This is a genomic window from Lentzea sp. NPDC102401, from assembly GCF_044765805.1.
Classification (GTDB): Bacteria; Actinomycetota; Actinomycetes; order Mycobacteriales; family Pseudonocardiaceae; genus Lentzea; species Lentzea sokolovensis.
Window position 1 is genome coordinate 210619 of sequence record NZ_JBIWKS010000012.1, and the last position, 18121, is coordinate 228739.

An 18121-nucleotide genomic window follows, 5' to 3' on the forward strand; every position below is an offset into this window, starting at 1 on the left:
CTTACTCCTCGACCACGGTCTGACGGCGCCGCTGGCCGACGTAGGAAAGTGCGAACAGGAGGACGAACGCGAAGATCAGACACAGCAGCGACACCGCGATGGACACACCCGCGTTGCGCTTGCCCAGGAGGTTCACCTGCACCTGCAACGTGTCGAAGTTGAGCAGCGACGCGATGGTGAACTCGCCGAGCACCAAGGCCACCGACAGCAGCGAAGCACCGATCAGCGCCACGCGGATGTTCGGCACGACGATCTTCCACAACACCGTGAACCACGACGCGCCGAGGCTGCGCGCGGCTTCGGCCAGCGTCTTCAGGTCGATCGCGGCGAGACCGGCGTCGACCGCGCGGTAGGCGAACGGCAGCACCAGGATCGTGTACGCGAACGTCAGCGTCAGCGGTGAGTCGCCGAGGAAGAAGTTCACCCACGCGTAGAGCGGCGCCATGCCGACCACCAGCACGATCGCGGGAATCGCCAGCGGCAGCAGGCACAGGAACTCGACGAGCCGTTGCAGCTGGGGAAGCCTGAGCCGGATCCACGCCATCGTCGGCACGAGCAGCACCAGCATCAGCACCGCAGAAGTCACCGACAGCAGCAGCGAGTTGACGAGAGCCTCCATCAGGCCCTCGTCGTCGACGATGGACGTCCACGACTCCAGGCTGCGGCTGCCGCCCTTGCCCCGCGTGGAGAACTCCGCCATCGCGATCAGCGGCAGGACGAAGTAGACGCCGAGGATCAGCAGGATGATCGTGCGCAGGACGCGCTGCTTCACTAGCGAACCCACTTGGCCACCCTCTTCTGCAGCAGCACGTTCACGCCCATCGCGATGCTGACCACGATCACCATGCCGAGGCCCAGCGCCTTGCCCAGGTTCTCCTGGCCGAGCACGACCTCACCGGTGAGGAACCCGCGGATCTGCAACGGCACGATCGGACTGCCCTGCGAGACGAGCGCGGCGGCCGTGGCGTAGGCGCTGAAGGCGTTGGCGAACAACAGGAGCAGCGCGCCGAGGAACGGCGGCGTCAGGATCGGGCCGCCGACGTGCCGCCAGTAGGTCCAGCTCGTGCCGCCGAGGCTCGCGTTCGCCTCACGCCACTGCGGACGCAGGCCGTCGAGCGCGGGCAGGAACACGATGACCATCAACGGGATCTGGAAGAACGTGTAGACGAGCGTCAGGCCGGGCAGGTCGAACAGCCAGGCGCTGCCGGCGAACAGGTCGATGCCAACGTTGTCACGCAGGAACTTCGTGACGAGACCTTCGAAGCCGACCGTCGCGAGGAACGCGAACGCCAGTGGCACGCCACCGAACTGGGCGAGCACACCGCTGCCCGCGACGACGATCCGGCGCAGCATCCCGTCGGGGTTGCCGACCGCGATCGCCCACGTGAGCAGCGCGCCGAAGATCGCACCGATGACCGCGGTGAGCGCGGACAGCTCGATGCTGCGCACGAAGGCGTCGAAGACGACACCCGTGAACAGGGTCGTGAGGTTGTCGAACGTGAACGCGCCGTTGGAGTCCTGGAAGGCACCGAACAGCACGAGCACCGTGGGATAGACGAGGAAGGTGCCGACGAACGCCAGGAACGGCACCGCGACGAGCCAGGCGGCCACAGATGGCCGACCGGCGGCCCCACCCTTCTTCGGGGTGGGACCGCCGGGCTTTGCCGCCGCTACGGGAGCGACTGAGGTCATCCGATGGCCTGCGCCCAAGTCGCGGTGAGAACGGCCTTGGCCTTGTCGGCCTGCGCCTGCGTCTGGAACACCTGCTTGCCCTCGGTCTTCGGCAGCTTGTCCTTCGCCGCCTTGTCCGCCTTGTCGCCCATCTTGTCCAGGCGCACCGGGCGGGACATGCCCTTCAGGTACAGGTTCTGGCCCTCGTCGGAGTACAGGAACTCCTGCCACAGGCGCGCGGCCGCGGGGTGCGGCGCGTCCTTGCTGACGGCCTGGTTGTAGTAGGCGCCGATCTGCGCGTCGGCCGGGACGACGACCTTCCAGTCGAGCTTGCCCTTGAGCTTCTCGGTCTGGGCGGCGTTGGTGTAGTCCCAGTCGATGACGACGGGCGTCTGACCGGACTCGATGGTCGCGGGCGACGGGTCGACCGGCTGGAAGTTGCCGGCGGCCTTGAGCTGCTTGAAGAACTCGACACCGGGGGCGATGTCGTCGGCGGAACCGCCGTTGCCCAGCGCCGCCATCATGACGCCGGAGAACGCGGCACCGGCCTGCGTCGGGTCACCGTTCAGCGCGACCTTGCCCTTGTACTCGGGCTTGAGCAGGTCCTTCACGCTCGTCGGCGCCGGCACCTTCGCGGCGTCGTAGCCGATCGACATGAAGCCGCCGTAGTCGCCGTAGTACGCGCCGTCCGCGTCCTTGAGCTCCGCGGCGATGTCGTCCCACGTGCTGACCTTGTAGGGGGCGAACAGGTCCTTGTTGGCCAGCGCCACGTTGAGCCCGAGGTCGAACACGTCCGGCGCGCGGTCGTTGCCCTTGAGCTGCTTGGCGGCGTTGATCTCCTCCTGGCTGGACGCGTCCGGCTGCGCCGAGTCGACCTTGACGCCGTACTTGGCCTCGAAGGCCTTGATGATCTCGCCGTAGTTCGCCCAGTCCGGGGGCAGCGCGATGACGTTGAGCTTGCCCTCCTTCTTGGCTGCCTCGACCAGCTTGTCCATGCCGCCGAGCTCACTCGCCGACTTCGCGGTTCCGGCGGCACCAGCCGGCGTCTCCTTGGCGGGCGGGGCGCCACAGGCGGCCACCGCCAGCACCAACGCGCCGACGCCAATCAACTTCGTCGTGACGTTCCCTCGCTTCAGCACCAGCGGAGGATTGGCTCGGGATGCTTTCGTTGTCAAGCCAGCCGCGCCGGTTGAGACCTTCTCGACTCCTACCGTGAATTCTCGGCGTCCCCGGGGTTGCCGCCGAATGCTGCGCGGGCTTCACTCAGGTGTTGTGCCGAGATCCCGGTACCGGGATCGACGTGGATGAGCGCGGTGGTCAGGTGCCGTCGCTTGTGGACGAACTCCTCCCGGCGCGCGGAGTGGAGCCCGAAGTCGTCGTCGAACCAGACGAGGGGCCGTTCCCACGCGTAGCGCGCCACCGCCGGGTACTTCCAGCCGGTCGCGTCGTGGAACTCGATCACCTTGAGCGGCGGAAGCCCCAGACGCGGTCCGATCTCGGTGTTCGCCCGATGCAGCCACGTCGTGGCCCACGCGAGTTCGGCGCCGGTGTCCTCCGCCAGCCGTCTCAGCTGGTGACCGTGGTCCGGGTCGAGCCAGACGCGAAGCCTGCGGCGCCAGCCCGCCTTGATCTCGAACAGCCGGTAGTTGTCCGGCTTGGGGTTGGCGGCCCACGGGTGGAGCGGGCCGTCGACGTCGAGCAGGATCAGCGGTCTCACCACGTCCAGCATGCCTGGTCTACCCGCACCAGTAGTCGAAAACGTGGCCTGCCGTTCGTACAAGGAGCATGTTCACCGACGAAGAGATCGCCTACCTGCGCGAACAGCCCCTGGCCCGCCTCGCCACGATCAACGAGGACGGCTGGCCCGACGTGGTGCCGCTGGCGTTCGAGTACGACGGCACGCACCTCTGGGTCGGCGGTGCGGGTGACCAGGTCAGGAACACCCGCAAGTTCCGCAACATCACCGCGGGCCGCCGCAAGGTGTCGCTCGTGGTCGACGATTTGGTCTCGTTCAGCCCGTTCGTGGCGCGGGCGATCCGCGTCTACGGCACCGCCGACGACCCGGAGGCCCGCACCGGCCTCGTCGGCCCCGGCGTCTACTGCCGGATCACGCCGACCAGGGTCTGGGCGTGGAACATGGCGGGCGAACCGGCGGGCGAGACCTGGTACGAGCCCCGCCGGTCATGAGGCCCGGCGCGCAGGGCACACCGCCGCGCTGCCCCACCGGACGCCGTAGAGCAGCCCGGGCAGCAGCCGCCGGAACCGCAGGTGGACCTCCCCCGCGCGGTCCACGGACTGCGCCGTCCCGGCCGGCTCGGCCTCGGACCGCTGCACCAGCACCCCGTCGAACGCCCGTACCAGCCTCTTGCGGTCGTGCTCGAACCGCACGCGCAGGTCGAACACGTCGCACGGGCGTTCGGGCACGTGCAGCACGCACGGACGCATGGCGTCGCGGTGGGACAGCCGGTAGCGGATCGCGAAGTCGTGGGTCTCGCCGCGCACCAGCGGTTCGGCCGGAACGAGCCGGAAGCCGGGCCGTTCCAGGTTGCCCCGGTCCTGCAACGTGCCGCCGTACAGGAGCTGCGCCTCCACGTCCCGCCGGTGCACGGGGAACGCGGCGGCGAAGTCGAACGAGGTCACCCCGTCCTGGTTCACCACGACCTGGTAGCGCTCCAGCACCTCCGGCCGTTCCTGGTCCAGCATCACCGCCACGGCCAGTTCCGCGGTGTGCCAGCCGCCCACGTCACGACGCATGGTCGTCGCGGCGAGCTCCGCCAGCTGCTCCACGGCCTCGTCGACGCGCCGGCGCACGGTGCGGGCGTCGCGGTCGATCGTGGCCGCCAGCCAGCTGACGCGCTCCTGGTAGAGCGGGTGCCGGACGTCCGAGATGAGGCCGAACGCCACCCGCGCCGCGAGGTGCAGGTCCTCCGGGAGCTGCTCGACCAGCTCGGTGAGCCGGGTGACCAGCTTCTGCTTGGCGGCGACCGCCCCGTCGGCCCCGGTGATCCCGCACGCCGCGGCCAGCGCCGGACCGATCTTGTCCACGATCCGTCCCGCGTGCACCCCTCGTCCCTTGCGGAGGGTCTTCAGCTCCTGCACCAGGCTCGTCGTCGTCATCCCGGTTCTCCTCCCCTTGCGTGCTCACGTGCGGCGGAGGCAGGTTGCGTCGACCATGTGGACGAGAAGTGGACACGCCGTGGATCGGTCAGACGTGGTCCGGTCGCAGCACCGTCCGCGCCACCGACGACGCCAGCGCGATGCCCAGCCGCACACCGTCGCCGCCGAGGAAGACCCGCGAGCGGCCGATGCGGCCGAGCGCGCGCTGGTCGACGGCTCCGAGCCCGAACGCGATCATCTCCGGGCACGACGTCGTGGCGCTGAGTCGTTCCAGCGCGGCGGGCCAGGCGGGATCCGTGGCCCTGCCGTCCGAGACGAAGAACAACATCGGGCGGCGCACCCGCATCCGCTGCGCCTTCAAGCTCTCCACGTCGCGCTCGATGACGGTGCGCACGAGGGTGAACGCGGATCCGAAGTCAGAACCCGATTCCTGGCGCGGTCGAATAACCTCGACCGGGTCGAGCGCGGGGGCCAGCGGGTGCACGACCAGCGGTCGTTCCGCGAAAACGACCACGCAGAGCCGAATCTGGGCACCACGGCGGCGATCCGCGTGCACCACACCGCGGAACTCCCGCATGCCGGCGTTCACCTCGTCGATGTGGGCGGCCATCGAGAAGGACACATCGCACGCCACGTAACAAGGCAACACCTCACGGTCCATGCCGTGCACCGTTACCGGATCGCGTTGATCAAACGTGGACAAAAAGCTGATTCGGTGACACGCAGACGGGACTCTGCGCGACATTCCACCCAGACGGAAGCAACAGATCGGGAGGCGGCGTGGAATTTCGGATGCTGGGTCCGCTGGAGGCGTGGCACGACCACACCGCCATACCGTTGGGGGACCAGCAACAACGCTTCATCCTCGTCGTACTCCTGTTGCACGCGAACAAGCCGCTGTCACCCGAACGGATCACCGAGATCGTGTGGCCGGACAACCCGGAACGCCGGACGCTCGTGCGCGGCTACATCAACAAGCTGCGCAAGACGTTCGACGGAACCGACGCGGAGATCGAGCGGACGGCCACCGGGTACGTGCTGCGCGTCGACGAGGACCGGATCGACACGGTCCGCTTCGACCGGCTGCGCGAGGAGGCGGCGCTCGCCCAGCAGGACAACGACCAGCGCCGGGCCATCGACCTGCTGCGCGAGGCGGTGACGCTGTGGCGCGGCCGGTTCCTCGAGGACATCGACGTCGACAGGGTCGGCGGCGCCGAGGTGTTCCCGCCGACCGAGAGCTACCACGACGCGCTCGGCGACCTGGCCGAACTGGAGCTCGTCACGGGCGACTACCGGTCGGCGCGAGACCGGATGCGTCGCGCGGTCCGCACCTCCCCCGACCACCAGAAGTACGCCGAACTGCTCATGCGGGCGTTGATCGCGGGCGGCGACGGCGTGGGCGCGATCCGGGTCTTCGACACAGCGTCCAGCGCTCTCGCCGAGTTCGGCATGGAGCCGGGAACCGTCCTGCGCAACCTCGTGGAACGTGCCCGGCGCGGTGAACCGGCCAGTTCGCTGCCGTCCCGTCCCGGCGCGTTCACCGGCCGGTCCGGCGAGCTGGACAAGATCGCCGCGGCCGCGGCGGGTTCGGACGAACGGCGAGCCGTGTGGATCAGTGGCCCGCCCGGCGTCGGCAAGTCCGGCCTGGCGGTCGAGGCCGCGCACCTCCTGCGCGACCGGTTCCCGGACGGTCAGCTCCTGGTGCGCCTCAACGGTTTCACGCCGAACGTGGCGCCGATGTCCGTCTCGGACGCGCTGACCCAGCTGCTCACCGATCTGGGCGTGCCGGCGGAGCAGATCCCCGACACGGTGGGGCGCAAGGCGACGGTCTACCAGTCGCGGCTCTACGGGACGAAAACGCTGGTGGTGCTGGACAACGCGGCATCACCCGAGCAGATCCGGCCGTTGCTGCCCGAGACACGCGAGTGCTTCGCCGTCGTCACGAGCAGGAAGATGGGCGAGCCGGACATCAGCGAGCACGTGCGGCTGGCTCCGATGCCGGCCGGCGACGCGTCCGCGCTGTTCCAGAGGCTGACGAACGGCTCGTCGCGCGTGCGCGGCAGGTCCGCGGACGTCGCTGGGCTCGTGAAGCGCTGCGGCTACATGCCCGTGTCGATCACCATCGCGGCCGCGTTGCTGCGCAAGCACGACAGGTGGTCGCTCGACTACCTGATCGGCCAGCTGGACGACACCGGCGCGTGGCGGGAGGACGGCGCCGCGATCCACGCCTCCTACCGGCAGCTCGACGCCGACCAGCAGCAGGTCTTCCGTCTCTTCGGCCACCTGCCAGGGCCCGACGTGGACATCATCGGCGCGGCGGCGCTCATCGGCGGTGACATCGCCGCCACCCGCAAGCTGCTCCACGACCTGCACGAGGTCTGCCTGCTGGAAGAGGTCGCGCCGCAGCGCTACCAGATGCTGGACTCCATCAAGGAGTTCGCCGCTCTCGAACCTCCGTCCGCGGACGCGTTGGAGCGCCTGCTCGACTTCTACCTCGTGACGCTCGCGGACGCCGTGAACGTCGCGTACCCGTTCGACCGCGCCGCCCTGCCGTCCGTCGAACGGGAAAGCCCGCGGAGTCTGCGGTTCACGCACGAGGACGAGGCGATGGCGTGGATCATCGCCGAACGCGACAACCTGATGGCCGCGATCAAGCAGGCGGACTCGGACCGCGCGTGGCTGCTCGCCTCGTTGATCTGGCGGCACTTCAACACCGCGAACCGGATCGACGACTGGATCGACGCCGTCAGTTCCGTGCGGCCGGACGACGGCTACGGCCGGGCACACGTTCTGTACCGCCTGTCCATCGCCAACGACCGGCGCGGCCGGCACGCCGAGGCGGTCGAGCTGGCCGAGCAGGCGCTGGCGTGCTGGACCCGGCTGGGCGACGTGCCCGGTGAGGCCGCGGCGTTGTGCGCGATCGCCGTCTCGCAGATGCAACTCGGCCGGCACGACGAGGCGGCGAGGCATTTCGAGGCCGGGCTGGCGAAGTACGAGCAGTGCGGCGACGTGCGCGGCCAAGGGCACGCGTTGAGCTCGCTCGGCTACCTCAACGAGCAGCACGGCAGGTACGAAGTAGCGATTGCACAGCAGGAAGCCGCCGTGCGGTTCCTGCGGGAGAGCGGCCACCAGCAGGGACTCGCCCACGTGCTGAACAACCTGGGCGCGAACCAGCAGCACCTGGGGATGCTCGACGAGGCGATCCTCCATCACCTGGAGGCGCACGAGATCGCGGACGAGCTCGGCGACCTCTGCGTGGCGGCCTACGCGTTGACCAACATCGCGGACGCCCACCGCCTCGCGGGCAGGTTCCCCGAAGCGTTGCACCACCACGACCTCGCGGCCAAAGCCGCCGCCGGGCTGGCCGACGCGGAACTGCAGGGAAGCCTCCTGCGCGACCGGGCCGCCACGGAGAAGGATCGCGGCCGGCCGGGCGCGGCGCTGCGGCTCTACCAGGAGTTGCTGGACGTGGCCACGGGTACCGGCAACCGCACGCAGGAGTCATACGGCCAGATCGGCGCCGCAAGAACGTTGCACGCCATGAGCCGGCACGCGGAAGCCGTGGCGCACTGGGACGCGGCCGAGGCCGTGTACCGCGAACTCGGCCAGCCGGAGGCAGAGGAGGTGCGGCGGGAACGGGCCGAGCTGACGTGCGCGTGTGGTCAGCGGTGAACGAACAGTCGTTTCAGATCGGGGTAGACCTCGCGCACGGCACCGTGGTTGTGCCACCGGCCAAGGGTTCTGGCCAGCTGCCTCAGGTCCGTCCGCACCGTCGCGGAGTCCACGTGCGCCGCGTCGTCCAGGACGAGGGCGAGCGTGCGGCAGCTCTCGTCGACCTCGCCCGACAACGCGAGAGCGAGCGAACGCCGGGCGCCGAACCGCGCCAGGCTGCGGCGGGAGGTGGCCGGCACCAGCGCCAGCTGCCGGTCCAGCACGACCGCGGCCTCGGCGTTCAGCCCGAGATCGGACAACGCCCAGCCCCTGGCCAGCTCGAGCGGGTCGGGGGCGGTCGACCCGAGCACGGGGTACGGGCTGTCCGGAGACGCGGCCTCCATCCTGCTCGCGGCACGGTCGAACGCGCGTTCCGCGGCGCTCCGGTCGCCCGCGAGCGCATGGCCCTGCGCCTCGCGCCGGGCGGCCAGGGCGAGGACGCGTGAGCCGGCCCTGCCGATCCACTGCGCCTGCTGGGCGAGGTTGATCGTGGCGGACGCGTCCTGGCGGTAGAGCGCGAGACCTGCCTCCCGCACGAACGCGTAGCTCGCGATGTCCGGATCTCCCGCCGCACGGGAGAGTTCGGACGCGTGCCTGGTCCACCACAGCGCGCCCTCGTCGTCCCCCGCCTCCTGGCACATCCAGCCGGTGTACTCGGCGATGCGCGCGACGAGCAGGAGGAGCCGGGTGCCCACCGGTCCGGCGTTCTCGCGCGCCAGGCCGTGCACCGTGTGCTGCAGGGCCTGCAACGGTTCGAGCAGCACCTGCGGACTGGTGCGCAGCCCGAGACCCCGCATCTGTTCGAACGAGGTGCGCATCCCGGCGATCACCTGCTCGTCCAGCACCGGCCGCCGCCCGCCGCCCGTGAGCGCGCCGACGCCGAGCATCGTTCCGGCCACCAGCACCTGACGCCGGCCGAGACCCCTGACGTCACGCGGAGACGGCCCGTGGACGGCGGCCTCGACCAGCCGGCCGCCGACGTCCAGCACGCCGTCGCACAGCCGCGCCAACGTCGGGGTCGGCGGTTTGAGGTCGTTCTCGATCTTGCTGAGATAACCCTTGCTGTAATGGATCAGCTTGGCCAGCTGCCCCATCGACAGTCCCGCCGCGACGCGGTGCGCGCGCAGCAACTCACCAAAAGTTTCGGACACGATTGCCTCCCGCTCCGGCGTCTTCCGAGTACATCATCCCGACCGTTGTGCCGCAATCGCCCCGGCCGTTTCGAGAAATGGCCGGGGCGCATTCGCGTCAGATCATCCGTGCCACGGGTTGCCGTGGCCGTCCTGGGTCTCCGTGGTGGTCGTGGTGGGAGGCGGCGGCGGGTTGTCGTCCGCGTTGGCCGCGACACCACCGGAAACGGAAGCGGCGACGGCGAGCGCGGTCACGAGGGTGGCGACACCCACGCCGAAAGTGGACACGATTTTGGACATGGCGAATCCTCCGAAGGGAGTCGGAATTGATTTCCGGATTTCGCCCGCTCTCTGCGGGCTCCCTTCGAGCATTCGTCTTCGAAAAGGCCTGAAACAGGTGTTTCCCGTTGCCCACCGAGGTGGTCAACACGTCCACTCCTCATCCACTTCTGGTCAACACCCGCCGTGGATGCTGCGCGCACCCGGCCGCCGGCCGGTCGTCATCAGGGAGGTTCGAGTGACCGAATCCGCGACCTACGACATCGCCGTGTCGTTCGCCGAGGAACAGCGCGCCGTGGTCGACGAAGTGGTCGAGGCGTGCCGTCAGCGCGGCCTGACCGTGCTGGAGAGCAACGACCTGCCGCAGGCAGAGGTGCGCTTCCTCGTGCCGTTCGTGTCCACTGTGGACGAGATCGTGAGCGACCGCGAGCACGTGCTGCCGGTGCTGACCGGCGAGCCGCCCACGTCGTCGAACGTGACGTACCTGCGGGCGGACGAGCACCTCGTCAACACCCTCGTCGCCCGCATCGAGGCCGCCGAGACCGCGGGCCACGACCTCGTCCCCGTCGCCGACCTGGTGGCGGCGCTCAAACAGCCGGAGGCCCCCGCGCAGAACAGCGCCCTGCGCACCCTCGCCGAACAGTTCGCCGCCGCGCCACCCGCACTCGCCAAGCGCGGTCTCGCCGGCACGTTGCACCTGGGCGACACGACGGTCGCGGTGCGCGTGGAACGGGCGAACGACGCCGTGTACGCACTCGAAGTGCGCGGCGACGACATCGTGAACTTCGTCGTGCTGGGCGAGTCCCCGGAGCTGTTCTCCACGCTGTGGCAACGAATCGAGGACATGCTGACCGCGACCGCGTGACGCGAAAAGGGCGGTGCCCCCGTCACGGGGACACCGCCCTTTCTCATTGCCTGGCTCGTTCGATCACTTCCTCCAGCCGCAACGGACTGGGCGGGTGGTGACTCAGGCACAGCGGAGCCAGCATCCGCCGGAACCCGAACGTGTCCCCGGTGACGTAGAACTGCCCGCGTTCCAACCGCGAGATGTCCGCGATAGAACTTCCCTTGGCCCGCGCCATCTCCGTGGCCGCGGCGATCTGCGCGGGACTGTTCAACCGCCCGAAGAACTGGGTGGTCGCATTGCCGGTGACCTGGTTGTGCACGCCCTTGGGCGCCTGCGTCGCCAGCAACAACCCGAGCCCGTACTTACGTGCCTGCGACGCCAGCAGAATCGTGGTCTGCGTGCTGGCCGTCGCCTGCCCGGAAGGCGCGATCGTCTGCGCCTCGTCCATGACCATCAGCCCGCCGAGCGGCCGATCCACAGCCGGGTTCCGCTTGATCCAGGCGAACACCTCCAGCTGCAACTGGCTGATGAACCCCTGCCGCTGCTCGTCGGACGGCAGCCCGACGAAACTGATCACCGAGATCCGCGCCTTCTTCCCCTGCGAGGGCTCGAACAACGCCCCGGGATCCGTGGCCTCTCCGGTCCCCGCGAGCAGCGGATCGTTGACCATCGCGGCCCTGAGCGTCTCCGCCAGATCAGCAGCGGTCGCCGTGGCCGAGTACAACTTGCTGACCCCGTCCGGCAACTCCGCCAACAGGTCCACGAGCCCGTTCAGGTCCCGCCTGTCATTGCGCGCGTAGTGCTTCAACGCCTCCTTGAACACCGCCCGCCCACGAACAGCGAACTTCGTCTCGTTGGCAATCCGCGCATGAGGCACCAACCGAGCCACAGCAGCCTCGACAGCAGCCCCGAACTCGTCCTCATCCCCACGCACCAAAGCAAAATCCGGCAGGGGATGAAAACTCAGCGGCCGCCCAGCAGCCCGTCCAGGCGTCCACACCACGACCTCGGTGCCGGCGAAGTACTCGGCGGCCAGAGCCTCATCGCCCGCCCGCCACTCCCCCGGAACCTCGGGCCAGGCGTCCCCGAGCCGGGCCAGGTCGTTGTTGGGATCAAGCACGATCGCCGAAACCCCTTGCAGCGCACACTCTTCGACGATCCGGCGCAGTAGCACCGTCTTCCCGCTACCGGACCCGGCGAACACGATGGCGTGCTTGCGCAGCGACTCCAGCTCGATCCGGATCTCCCCGTCCATCCCGAGCACGATCTCGCCGGAGGACTGCGGCCTGGACCGCGGCTGGGGCGTCTGCCGGGGCCTCGGTCGGGGCGTCGTCTGCTCGGGCTGCGGCGGAGGGCGGGTCTCCTGGTGTCCACTCCTCGTCCCGCTCCGCGCCGGATCCGGCAGGATCTTCCGCAGGAACGTGTTGCTGCTGGCCGGTTTCCGCGCCACCAGCCACGCGAGCAACTGGTGCGACTGCGACGACCACATCTCCTTGAGCGCGATGAAGGTGCGCAGGTCGTCGTCGGACACGTCGACGCTCTTCCCGCCGCGCTGCACGAACTCCGCGACCTCGCCCTTCGTCTTCGCCCCGGTCCAACCGGTGGAACCCTTGCGGATCAGGACGAGGTGCCTGCCGCGCCCGTCCTCGGCCGCCGCACGCGCGTTGCGGAACTTGCGCAGCACCTTGTTCCCGTGACTGCTGGCGATGAGCCGGAACACCCAGCGCTCCTCGACGTCCCGTTCCTCGTCCACCGTGTGCCGCAGGCTCGCGTGCAGGCTCTTGTCCTCGGCCTGGGGCTCGGGGTGCCACGCCAGATCGTCGTTGCCGATCTCGGTGACCCACGACCTCAGCCCTGCCAGCAGCAACGCCGGCATCACGTCGTCCTCGTTCTGCGACCTGACGTCGGCGGCGGCGAGCGCGGCCTTCTCCCGCAACCGCGCGAACTTGGCGTCGAGCTCGGCGAGGTAGTCCGGTACAGGCCCTGCCTTCGGCGTGAACGGGACCGCCGGCACGGGCGCCTCCTGCTGTTCCGGCTCCTGGAACGAGCGGAGTTCCCGGATCTCACCGTGCAGGCAGGCCTCCGCATGGGAATGCAGCCGCTTGAGCAGCGTGCGCGGAGTCTCCTCCTTCCAGTCGTCACCGAACGCCTCCGCTGCCACCGGCCAGGTCGAGTGAGGAGGCGTGATCCCCTGGCTCTGATAGATCACGGCGAGCCACTTCTCCACGAGCGTTCTGGCGATCGAGGGATCAGTGACAGATCCCAGGATCGGCGTCAGCGTGAACCGGTCGCCGACCGTGTCGCTGGCGGCCTGGCGCAGCTTGATCCACGTCGTGGGCAGGCACGCGACGATCGTCAGCGTTCGCCGGGTGATCTCGCGCAGTTGCATCAATCCGTCCGAAATGAGCGCGAGCTCGCTCGCTTCCTCAGGGCTGAGGTCGTCCTCGATGAGATCCTGGGCCTTGTTGATCACGGTGTCCAGCTGGTCGATCGCGATCACACAGGGCCCCGTCATGGCGAGGACGCGCGAGATGTCCCGCACCACGTACCGCGCTGCCTTCGCCTTGGTCACCAAGCCCCATCGGCGGTACTCGCCCGCATCGTCGTCCAGGCCTTCGAGATAGCTTTGGCCGGTCAGCGAATGCGGAGACGCGTACAACACGAGTGCGCGGATCACGGCGCTGCAGTCGGTCGCGATCCGGGCGTCCACCTTGCGCAGGCCGTTGACGAGGGCGTCCAGGTGCTCGGGCTTCAGCGGTGCCTCGTTCACGATCGCCTTGGTGACCTCCTCGGGCACATCAGCGCCACGGCACAACTCCCGCAACAGCACGATGAGCTGAAGCTGTCCGGTGTCATCGGTCCTGAGCAGTTCGCTGCGCATGGCTTCGGCGACGTCGTCCCAGAACATCGCCGCCGAGCTGACCTCGATCAGGAAGAAGTAACCACCGGTCTCCTGCACCATGCTGCGCACCGTGCCGAGCAGATGGGTCTTCCCGACCCCCTTGCGCCCCTGCAGGATCAGGCCGATGGGGTTGGAACCGGCACTGTCCCTCGCATCCGCGATCGCCGTCCGGATGCGGTGCTCCGCTCTCGTGTGCAGACCGTCGACGTGGGACGGCGAAGTGCGCCAGACGTCGTCCGGAGTCTCGGCGGAGTTGAACCGCAACGCGGCCAACGCTTCCCGCAGCTGTGCGGTCACGACTCCTCCATCGCCACGAGGTGCAGATCCTCGCTACCGACCCGCAGTGCGGCGGCGTGGTCGTCGGCGGTGAGCACCTTGGTGTTGGACTCGGGCGCCAGATGGACGGTCCCGGTCTTCATCATCTTCACCAGCGTCTCGTCGACCTCGCCCTTGTCCGCGCCGTTGAGCCGGGGCCGGATGCGGGCGAGCCGGATCCAGTCCTGGGGTTCGACGGCCAGTTCCTCGTAGACGGACCGGATCAACGACTCCAGGTCCCGGGACCGGATCACCTCGATGAGCGTCCCGTGCGCCTCGTGGTGGAGGATGAACTTTTTCAGCAGCCCGAACGTGACGCGTGCGTGCGAAGTCGATCTCGGAGGCAACTCTCCCTTGACGAGGTCCTGCAGGCACCAGGCGATGCCTTCGTTCGTAACCTCGTGAACCATCGGCTTCACGGTTTCGTCCGTCCGGATGAAACCAGCCTTGTTCAACTTCTCGCGACCGGGCTTCGTGAGCTTGACCTGGTCGCCCAGCTCCGTGTTGAGCACCGGCCGGTTCTCCAGCATCAGCACCGTCAGCGCCGCACGTTCGGGGGCGCCAAACTTCTCCGGCATCATGCCGCCTCTCAGTCGGTGAACGCGTTGAGTCGTCGATCGATCCGGGCGAGCAGTTGCTCCACCGCGGTTCGCAGTTCGGGTGGCATCGGGGCCTCGGCGCCGTTGCCACGCGTCTTACTGGTGAGCACGAGCGCAGCCGAGAGGTCGAGCAGCAGCTCCATGTCATCGCTGTCAAGCGCCGCCGTCATGCCGTGGACGGTTTCCTGGACGAGCACGAACCGGCCGGCGTACGGCATCTCGTCGGGAAGACCGCGCAACGCGGTCGCGGCCGCCATCAGCGCCTCGTGGTTCGGTTCGTGGTCGGGAGTCCCCTGGATGAGGGCGTGGAGCTGCCGCGCGACCAGTTCAGGGCGCGGGCCGAGTTCCAGGTGCCGCAGGTTGCGCAGGAAGCCCGGTAGCTCGTCTCGATCCGTGTTCTTCGTCAGCACGCAGAACAACTGCCGCTGATCGCCTTCGGGGCCGATGGTGTGCCGCAGGAAGCGCTCCGCCTCGGTGATCTGCCACCGGCTCGCCTCTCCATCCACCAGGAGGCACAGGTGCTCCGCCGGCTCACCGGTCTTCTCGAGGATCTCCGGGTCGCCGGACACCGAACGCTCGGCACGCAGCCCGAGTGCGTTCAATTCTGCGATGAGGTCCTCGGTGGCCTTCAACAACGTCCGGGGACTGGACACCAGCAGGTCGAGGTCGAAGTCCCGGTGATGGTTGCGCGCGGCCGCGACGTAGGCGTCTCGGTTGTCCTCCAGCACGTCGGTGCGGTCGAACCCCTGCGCGATCACCGCGGCGATGGTCTCCAGCGCGTACGAGATCTGGTCGGGGGAGGGGATGGGTTCATCCAGCACCGGGAGCTGCTCGCCGAAACTCCAGTAGGAGACGTACGGGACCGTGAGATGCCGCAGCATCAGATCTTCAGGCACGCTCTTGACGAGCCAGTTCTCGAACAGCGGGGCGACCACCGCGGCGCACTTTCGCTGCCACTTGTCCGCACGTTCGTACTCGACCCGGTTGTCCAGTCGGGACAGCACGGGGAGCACGGTGTGCCGAGGCCGGTCGTAGGGCATCCGGTCTCTCGCGTCGTCGGCGCGCCGGGTGATGTCCACGACCTCGTCGAGGTTCTGGTCGTTGGCGGTGAAGACGACGACCAGTCGGTCCGGCAGATGAGCTGTGCAGATGCCCGCGATGTCGGAGATGCCGGTCCTGCTGTCGATCAGCACGAAGTCGTGATTGGCGGTCCAACGGTCACGGCACACCTCGAGAAAGCGCGCGAACCCCTTCTCGTACAGCTGCGCCCAGTCGATCGCCTGCATCCGCCGCATGTAGGAGCGGTCCATCTTCCCTGCGGCCAGCAACTCGAGCGAGCCGCTGCCTTCCACGGCGACCTTCAGCGCGTGAGCAGCGGGTTCGTTCGCACCCGCGAGGAAATCGTGCGCGAGATCGATCACGCCGCCTTTCGATGCTCCCCGCAATACCGGCGCGAAGTAGTGGTGCAGGCCAGGAGCTTCCAGGTCCCAGTCGATCGTGAGAACCCGATAACCCCAGCGCGCGAGCAACACCGCGATGTTGGCCATGGTGAAACTGCGCCCGACACCGCCCTTGTACGAGTAGAAGGTGATGACGGTCCCGGCCATGGTCAGAACCTCGGTATCTGGGGCGGCTGAATGAGAGGGGGTTCCGGCGGATCAACGTCAGGCCAGTCCGACTGCCAGGGCGGTGCCTGCTTGGCGAGCCGGACGAGATCAGCCGCGAGATCGTTCACCCGCGTGTGGAATCGAAGATATTTCCGACTCTGCTGATAAACGGGATCCGGGTGTGCGACATCCTTGAAATCCACCCACGACCTCTCCTTTTCCTCCACGGGAAAGTTCTCTGAGTCGGAGTAGAGGATCGGGTAGATCAACCCCTGGGAGACCTCGAGGCTTGCGACACCTAGCATGTCCTCCCTGGCCCGCATGCTCTTCTGCTCGGCCATGCACCAGCGGGACTCGTAGTACTGCGGCGTGAGGAGCTGGACCATGATCTTGCTGTGACGTAGCGCGTCCTGCAGGTTCGACGGCCAGTGCACGCCGCGCTCCATCGTGCGGTCGACGTACACCGACGGAGTTGGCGCGTACTGATCAGCAAGACATTCCTTGAGCTTGCCCAGGAAGTGGTTGATCAGCCACTTCTGCACAGTGCCGTATCGGCAGTAGCTGATGAAGAAATCGTACTTGTAGGACACAGCGCACAACGGTAGGTGCGCAACCCACGTCGATAAAAGACAAAAAAGTGGGCATTTTCAGCTGTTCCACCCACAATTGGACAAAAACTGGATACCTGACGCACTCCAGCCCAGAACAGCAGGAAGCCCCCGATCATGATGATCGAGGGCTTCCTGTGATGAGTGGACGATACAGGGATTGAACCTGTGACCCCTACCGTGTCAAGGTAGTGCTCTCCCGCTGAGCTAATCGTCCGAGCGGATGACGAGACTCGAACTCGCGACCCTCACCTTGGCAAGGTGATGCGCTACCAACTGCGCTACATCCGCGTGCCCCGCCGGTTTCCCGTGGTGCGAGAGGAACTTTATCCGACGCTCCCCCGAAGTTCCAAATCGGCTGATCTTGAGCCTGCCGGGATGCGCCGAGCCGGCCGCGGGAAAGGTGCGTGAACGACAGCGGGGCCAGGTGCGCTGTGCACCTGGCCCCGCTGATGATCCAAAGTGGACGATACAGGGATTGAACCTGTGACCCCTACCGTGTCAAGGTAGTGCTCTCCCGCTGAGCTAATCGTCCGAGGCGGAGACGGGAATCGAACCCGTGTACAGGGCTTTGCAGGCCCTTGCCTAAGCCACTCGGCCACTCCGCCAGGAGCATGGATCCACGGTGAAGACACCGGGGAACCACAGAGCGGATGACGAGACTCGAACTCGCGACCCTCACCTTGGCAAGGTGATGCGCTACCAACTGCGCTACATCCGCGTTCATCACTGACTTCATGATGTTGAAACAAAGCTTATACGAGGGGTTCAAGCGGGTTTCACCGGGGGGTCCCGCATCGCCATCGCGGGCCCCCTACCTCGGATTACTCAGCTGAGGTCGTTCGAGATGAGGTGCGTGAGCGCCTCGTCGACGTTGACCCAGAGGTGCTCGTTGCCCGGCACGACGACGTCGTAGGTCCGGTCGAGGAAATCGGCGAGTTCCTGGGCGGACGCCTCGAACATGGCGTGCCCGGAAGGTGAGCTCAGCTCGATCACGACGACCTCGGGGTCGTCGGCGGCGGGGCGGATCCGGACGTCACCGTCACCGGCGTCGGCGATGAGACCGTCGGCGAGCAAGTCGCGGGCGTAAACCCACTCGACCCAACCGGCGCGGCCGGTGCGGAACGCGGCGACGACCGCGTACGGGTCCTTTGTGTCGTATCGCAGCTCCACTTGAACCGGGACCGCAGGGGTCCTCGGTGCCAGCAGGTCGAAGACCGCTGTCGAGCGGAGCGTCACGTGATCGTTGCGCATCGTCGTTACCCTCTTCTCCCTTCCCGGTCAATGAAACGACCGAGCACCTTAGTTGTGACGTGCATGTGGCGAGGAACGCTC

Annotated in this window: 16 protein-coding genes and 5 tRNA genes; 3 read left to right on the plus strand and 18 right to left on the minus strand. The window is 67.8% G+C overall.

Annotated elements, in window-relative coordinates; genetic code table 11:
- Position 1: 1 nt before the first annotated feature.
- The 4 genes from ACIRG5_RS35425 to ACIRG5_RS35440 all read right to left on the minus strand — a co-directional run bounded on the left by ACIRG5_RS35425 (position 2) and on the right by ACIRG5_RS35440 (position 3388).
- Positions 2-784: an ABC transporter permease gene (locus ACIRG5_RS35425; protein ID WP_402913090.1), complete on the minus strand. Its 783-nt coding sequence runs from the start codon at positions 782-784 to the stop codon at positions 2-4.
- The gene (locus tag ACIRG5_RS35430) at positions 772-1692 is read right to left on the minus strand and encodes an ABC transporter permease (protein WP_402913092.1); all 921 of its coding nucleotides are present in this window, start codon (positions 1690-1692) and stop codon (positions 772-774) included. Before ACIRG5_RS35430 ends, ACIRG5_RS35425 begins: the two co-directional genes overlap by 13 nt.
- Positions 1689-2810, minus strand: a complete 1122-nt coding sequence (locus tag ACIRG5_RS35435) for an extracellular solute-binding protein (protein ID WP_330273955.1) — start codon at positions 2808-2810, stop codon at positions 1689-1691. The genes ACIRG5_RS35430 and ACIRG5_RS35435 overlap by 4 nt, the downstream gene beginning before the upstream one ends.
- A gap of 68 nt (positions 2811-2878) precedes the next feature.
- Positions 2879-3388, minus strand: coding sequence for an HAD domain-containing protein (locus ACIRG5_RS35440; RefSeq protein ID WP_402913094.1), 510 nt, complete (start codon positions 3386-3388; stop codon positions 2879-2881).
- A 68-nt stretch (positions 3389-3456) separates the two neighbouring features.
- Here ACIRG5_RS35440 and ACIRG5_RS35445 point away from each other — a divergent pair, with 68 nt between their 5' ends.
- A complete protein-coding gene (locus ACIRG5_RS35445) occupies positions 3457-3858 on the plus strand; it encodes a PPOX class F420-dependent oxidoreductase (protein ID WP_402913097.1) in 402 nt (133 codons plus the stop codon).
- Here the strand turns inward: ACIRG5_RS35445 and ACIRG5_RS35450 are convergent.
- Entirely contained in the window at positions 3853-4788 is a 936-nt protein-coding gene (locus ACIRG5_RS35450) for a hypothetical protein (RefSeq protein WP_402913099.1), read from the minus strand. The two genes, ACIRG5_RS35445 and ACIRG5_RS35450, sit on opposite strands and share 6 nt — an antisense overlap.
- Before the next feature lie 88 nt (positions 4789-4876).
- Positions 4877-5449 (minus strand): hypothetical protein, encoded by a 573-nt coding sequence (locus ACIRG5_RS35455; RefSeq protein ID WP_402913101.1) that lies wholly within the window; start codon positions 5447-5449, stop codon positions 4877-4879.
- A gap of 119 nt (positions 5450-5568) precedes the next feature.
- Here ACIRG5_RS35455 and ACIRG5_RS35460 point away from each other — a divergent pair, with 119 nt between their 5' ends.
- Positions 5569-8460, plus strand: coding sequence for a tetratricopeptide repeat protein (locus tag ACIRG5_RS35460; protein WP_402913103.1), 2892 nt, complete (start codon positions 5569-5571; stop codon positions 8458-8460).
- Here ACIRG5_RS35460 and ACIRG5_RS35465 read toward each other — a convergent pair.
- Together ACIRG5_RS35465 and ACIRG5_RS35470 are read right to left on the minus strand one after the other, a co-directional pair.
- Positions 8451-9650: a helix-turn-helix domain-containing protein gene (locus ACIRG5_RS35465; RefSeq protein WP_402913106.1), complete on the minus strand. Its 1200-nt coding sequence runs from the start codon at positions 9648-9650 to the stop codon at positions 8451-8453. The two genes, ACIRG5_RS35460 and ACIRG5_RS35465, sit on opposite strands and share 10 nt — an antisense overlap.
- A gap of 102 nt (positions 9651-9752) precedes the next feature.
- Positions 9753-9929 carry a hypothetical protein gene (locus ACIRG5_RS35470; protein WP_402913108.1) on the minus strand — a complete coding sequence of 59 codons (177 nt, stop codon included), beginning with the start codon at positions 9927-9929 and terminating at the stop codon, positions 9753-9755.
- Between the two features lie 217 nt (positions 9930-10146).
- Here ACIRG5_RS35470 and ACIRG5_RS35475 point away from each other — a divergent pair, with 217 nt between their 5' ends.
- On the plus strand, positions 10147-10773 hold the full coding sequence (locus ACIRG5_RS35475; RefSeq protein WP_402913111.1) for a hypothetical protein: 627 nt from the start codon (positions 10147-10149) through the stop codon (positions 10771-10773).
- 43 nt (positions 10774-10816) lie between these two features.
- Here the strand turns inward: ACIRG5_RS35475 and ACIRG5_RS35480 are convergent, their stop codons facing one another.
- The 10 genes from ACIRG5_RS35480 to ACIRG5_RS35525 form a co-directional block, all read right to left on the minus strand.
- A complete protein-coding gene (locus ACIRG5_RS35480; protein WP_402913114.1) occupies positions 10817-13954 on the minus strand; it encodes an ATP-binding protein in 3138 nt (1045 codons plus the stop codon).
- Complete coding sequence (locus ACIRG5_RS35485; RefSeq protein ID WP_319979053.1) at positions 13951-14550, minus strand: hypothetical protein; 600 nt, start codon at positions 14548-14550, stop codon at positions 13951-13953. Before ACIRG5_RS35485 ends, ACIRG5_RS35480 begins: the two co-directional genes overlap by 4 nt.
- An 11-nt stretch (positions 14551-14561) precedes the next feature.
- Positions 14562-16178, minus strand: coding sequence for a tyrosine-protein kinase family protein (locus tag ACIRG5_RS35490; RefSeq protein ID WP_402913117.1), 1617 nt, complete (start codon positions 16176-16178; stop codon positions 14562-14564).
- Between the two features lie 2 nt (positions 16179-16180).
- A complete protein-coding gene (locus ACIRG5_RS35495) occupies positions 16181-16768 on the minus strand; it encodes a TIR domain-containing protein (RefSeq protein ID WP_319979051.1) in 588 nt (195 codons plus the stop codon).
- A 163-nt stretch (positions 16769-16931) separates the two neighbouring features.
- A tRNA-Val gene (locus ACIRG5_RS35500) sits at positions 16932-17003 on the minus strand.
- Between the two features lies 1 nt (position 17004).
- Positions 17005-17077, minus strand: a tRNA-Gly gene (locus ACIRG5_RS35505).
- A 172-nt stretch (positions 17078-17249) separates the two neighbouring features.
- Positions 17250-17321: transfer RNA gene (locus ACIRG5_RS35510), tRNA-Val, on the minus strand.
- A 1-nt stretch (position 17322) separates the two neighbouring features.
- A tRNA-Cys gene (locus tag ACIRG5_RS35515) sits at positions 17323-17394 on the minus strand.
- Between the two features lie 40 nt (positions 17395-17434).
- Positions 17435-17507: transfer RNA gene (locus tag ACIRG5_RS35520), tRNA-Gly, on the minus strand.
- Between the two features lie 107 nt (positions 17508-17614).
- Complete coding sequence (locus ACIRG5_RS35525) at positions 17615-18040, minus strand: SsgA family sporulation/cell division regulator (RefSeq protein ID WP_030477975.1); 426 nt, start codon at positions 18038-18040, stop codon at positions 17615-17617.
- Positions 18041-18121: the final 81 nt, after the last annotated feature.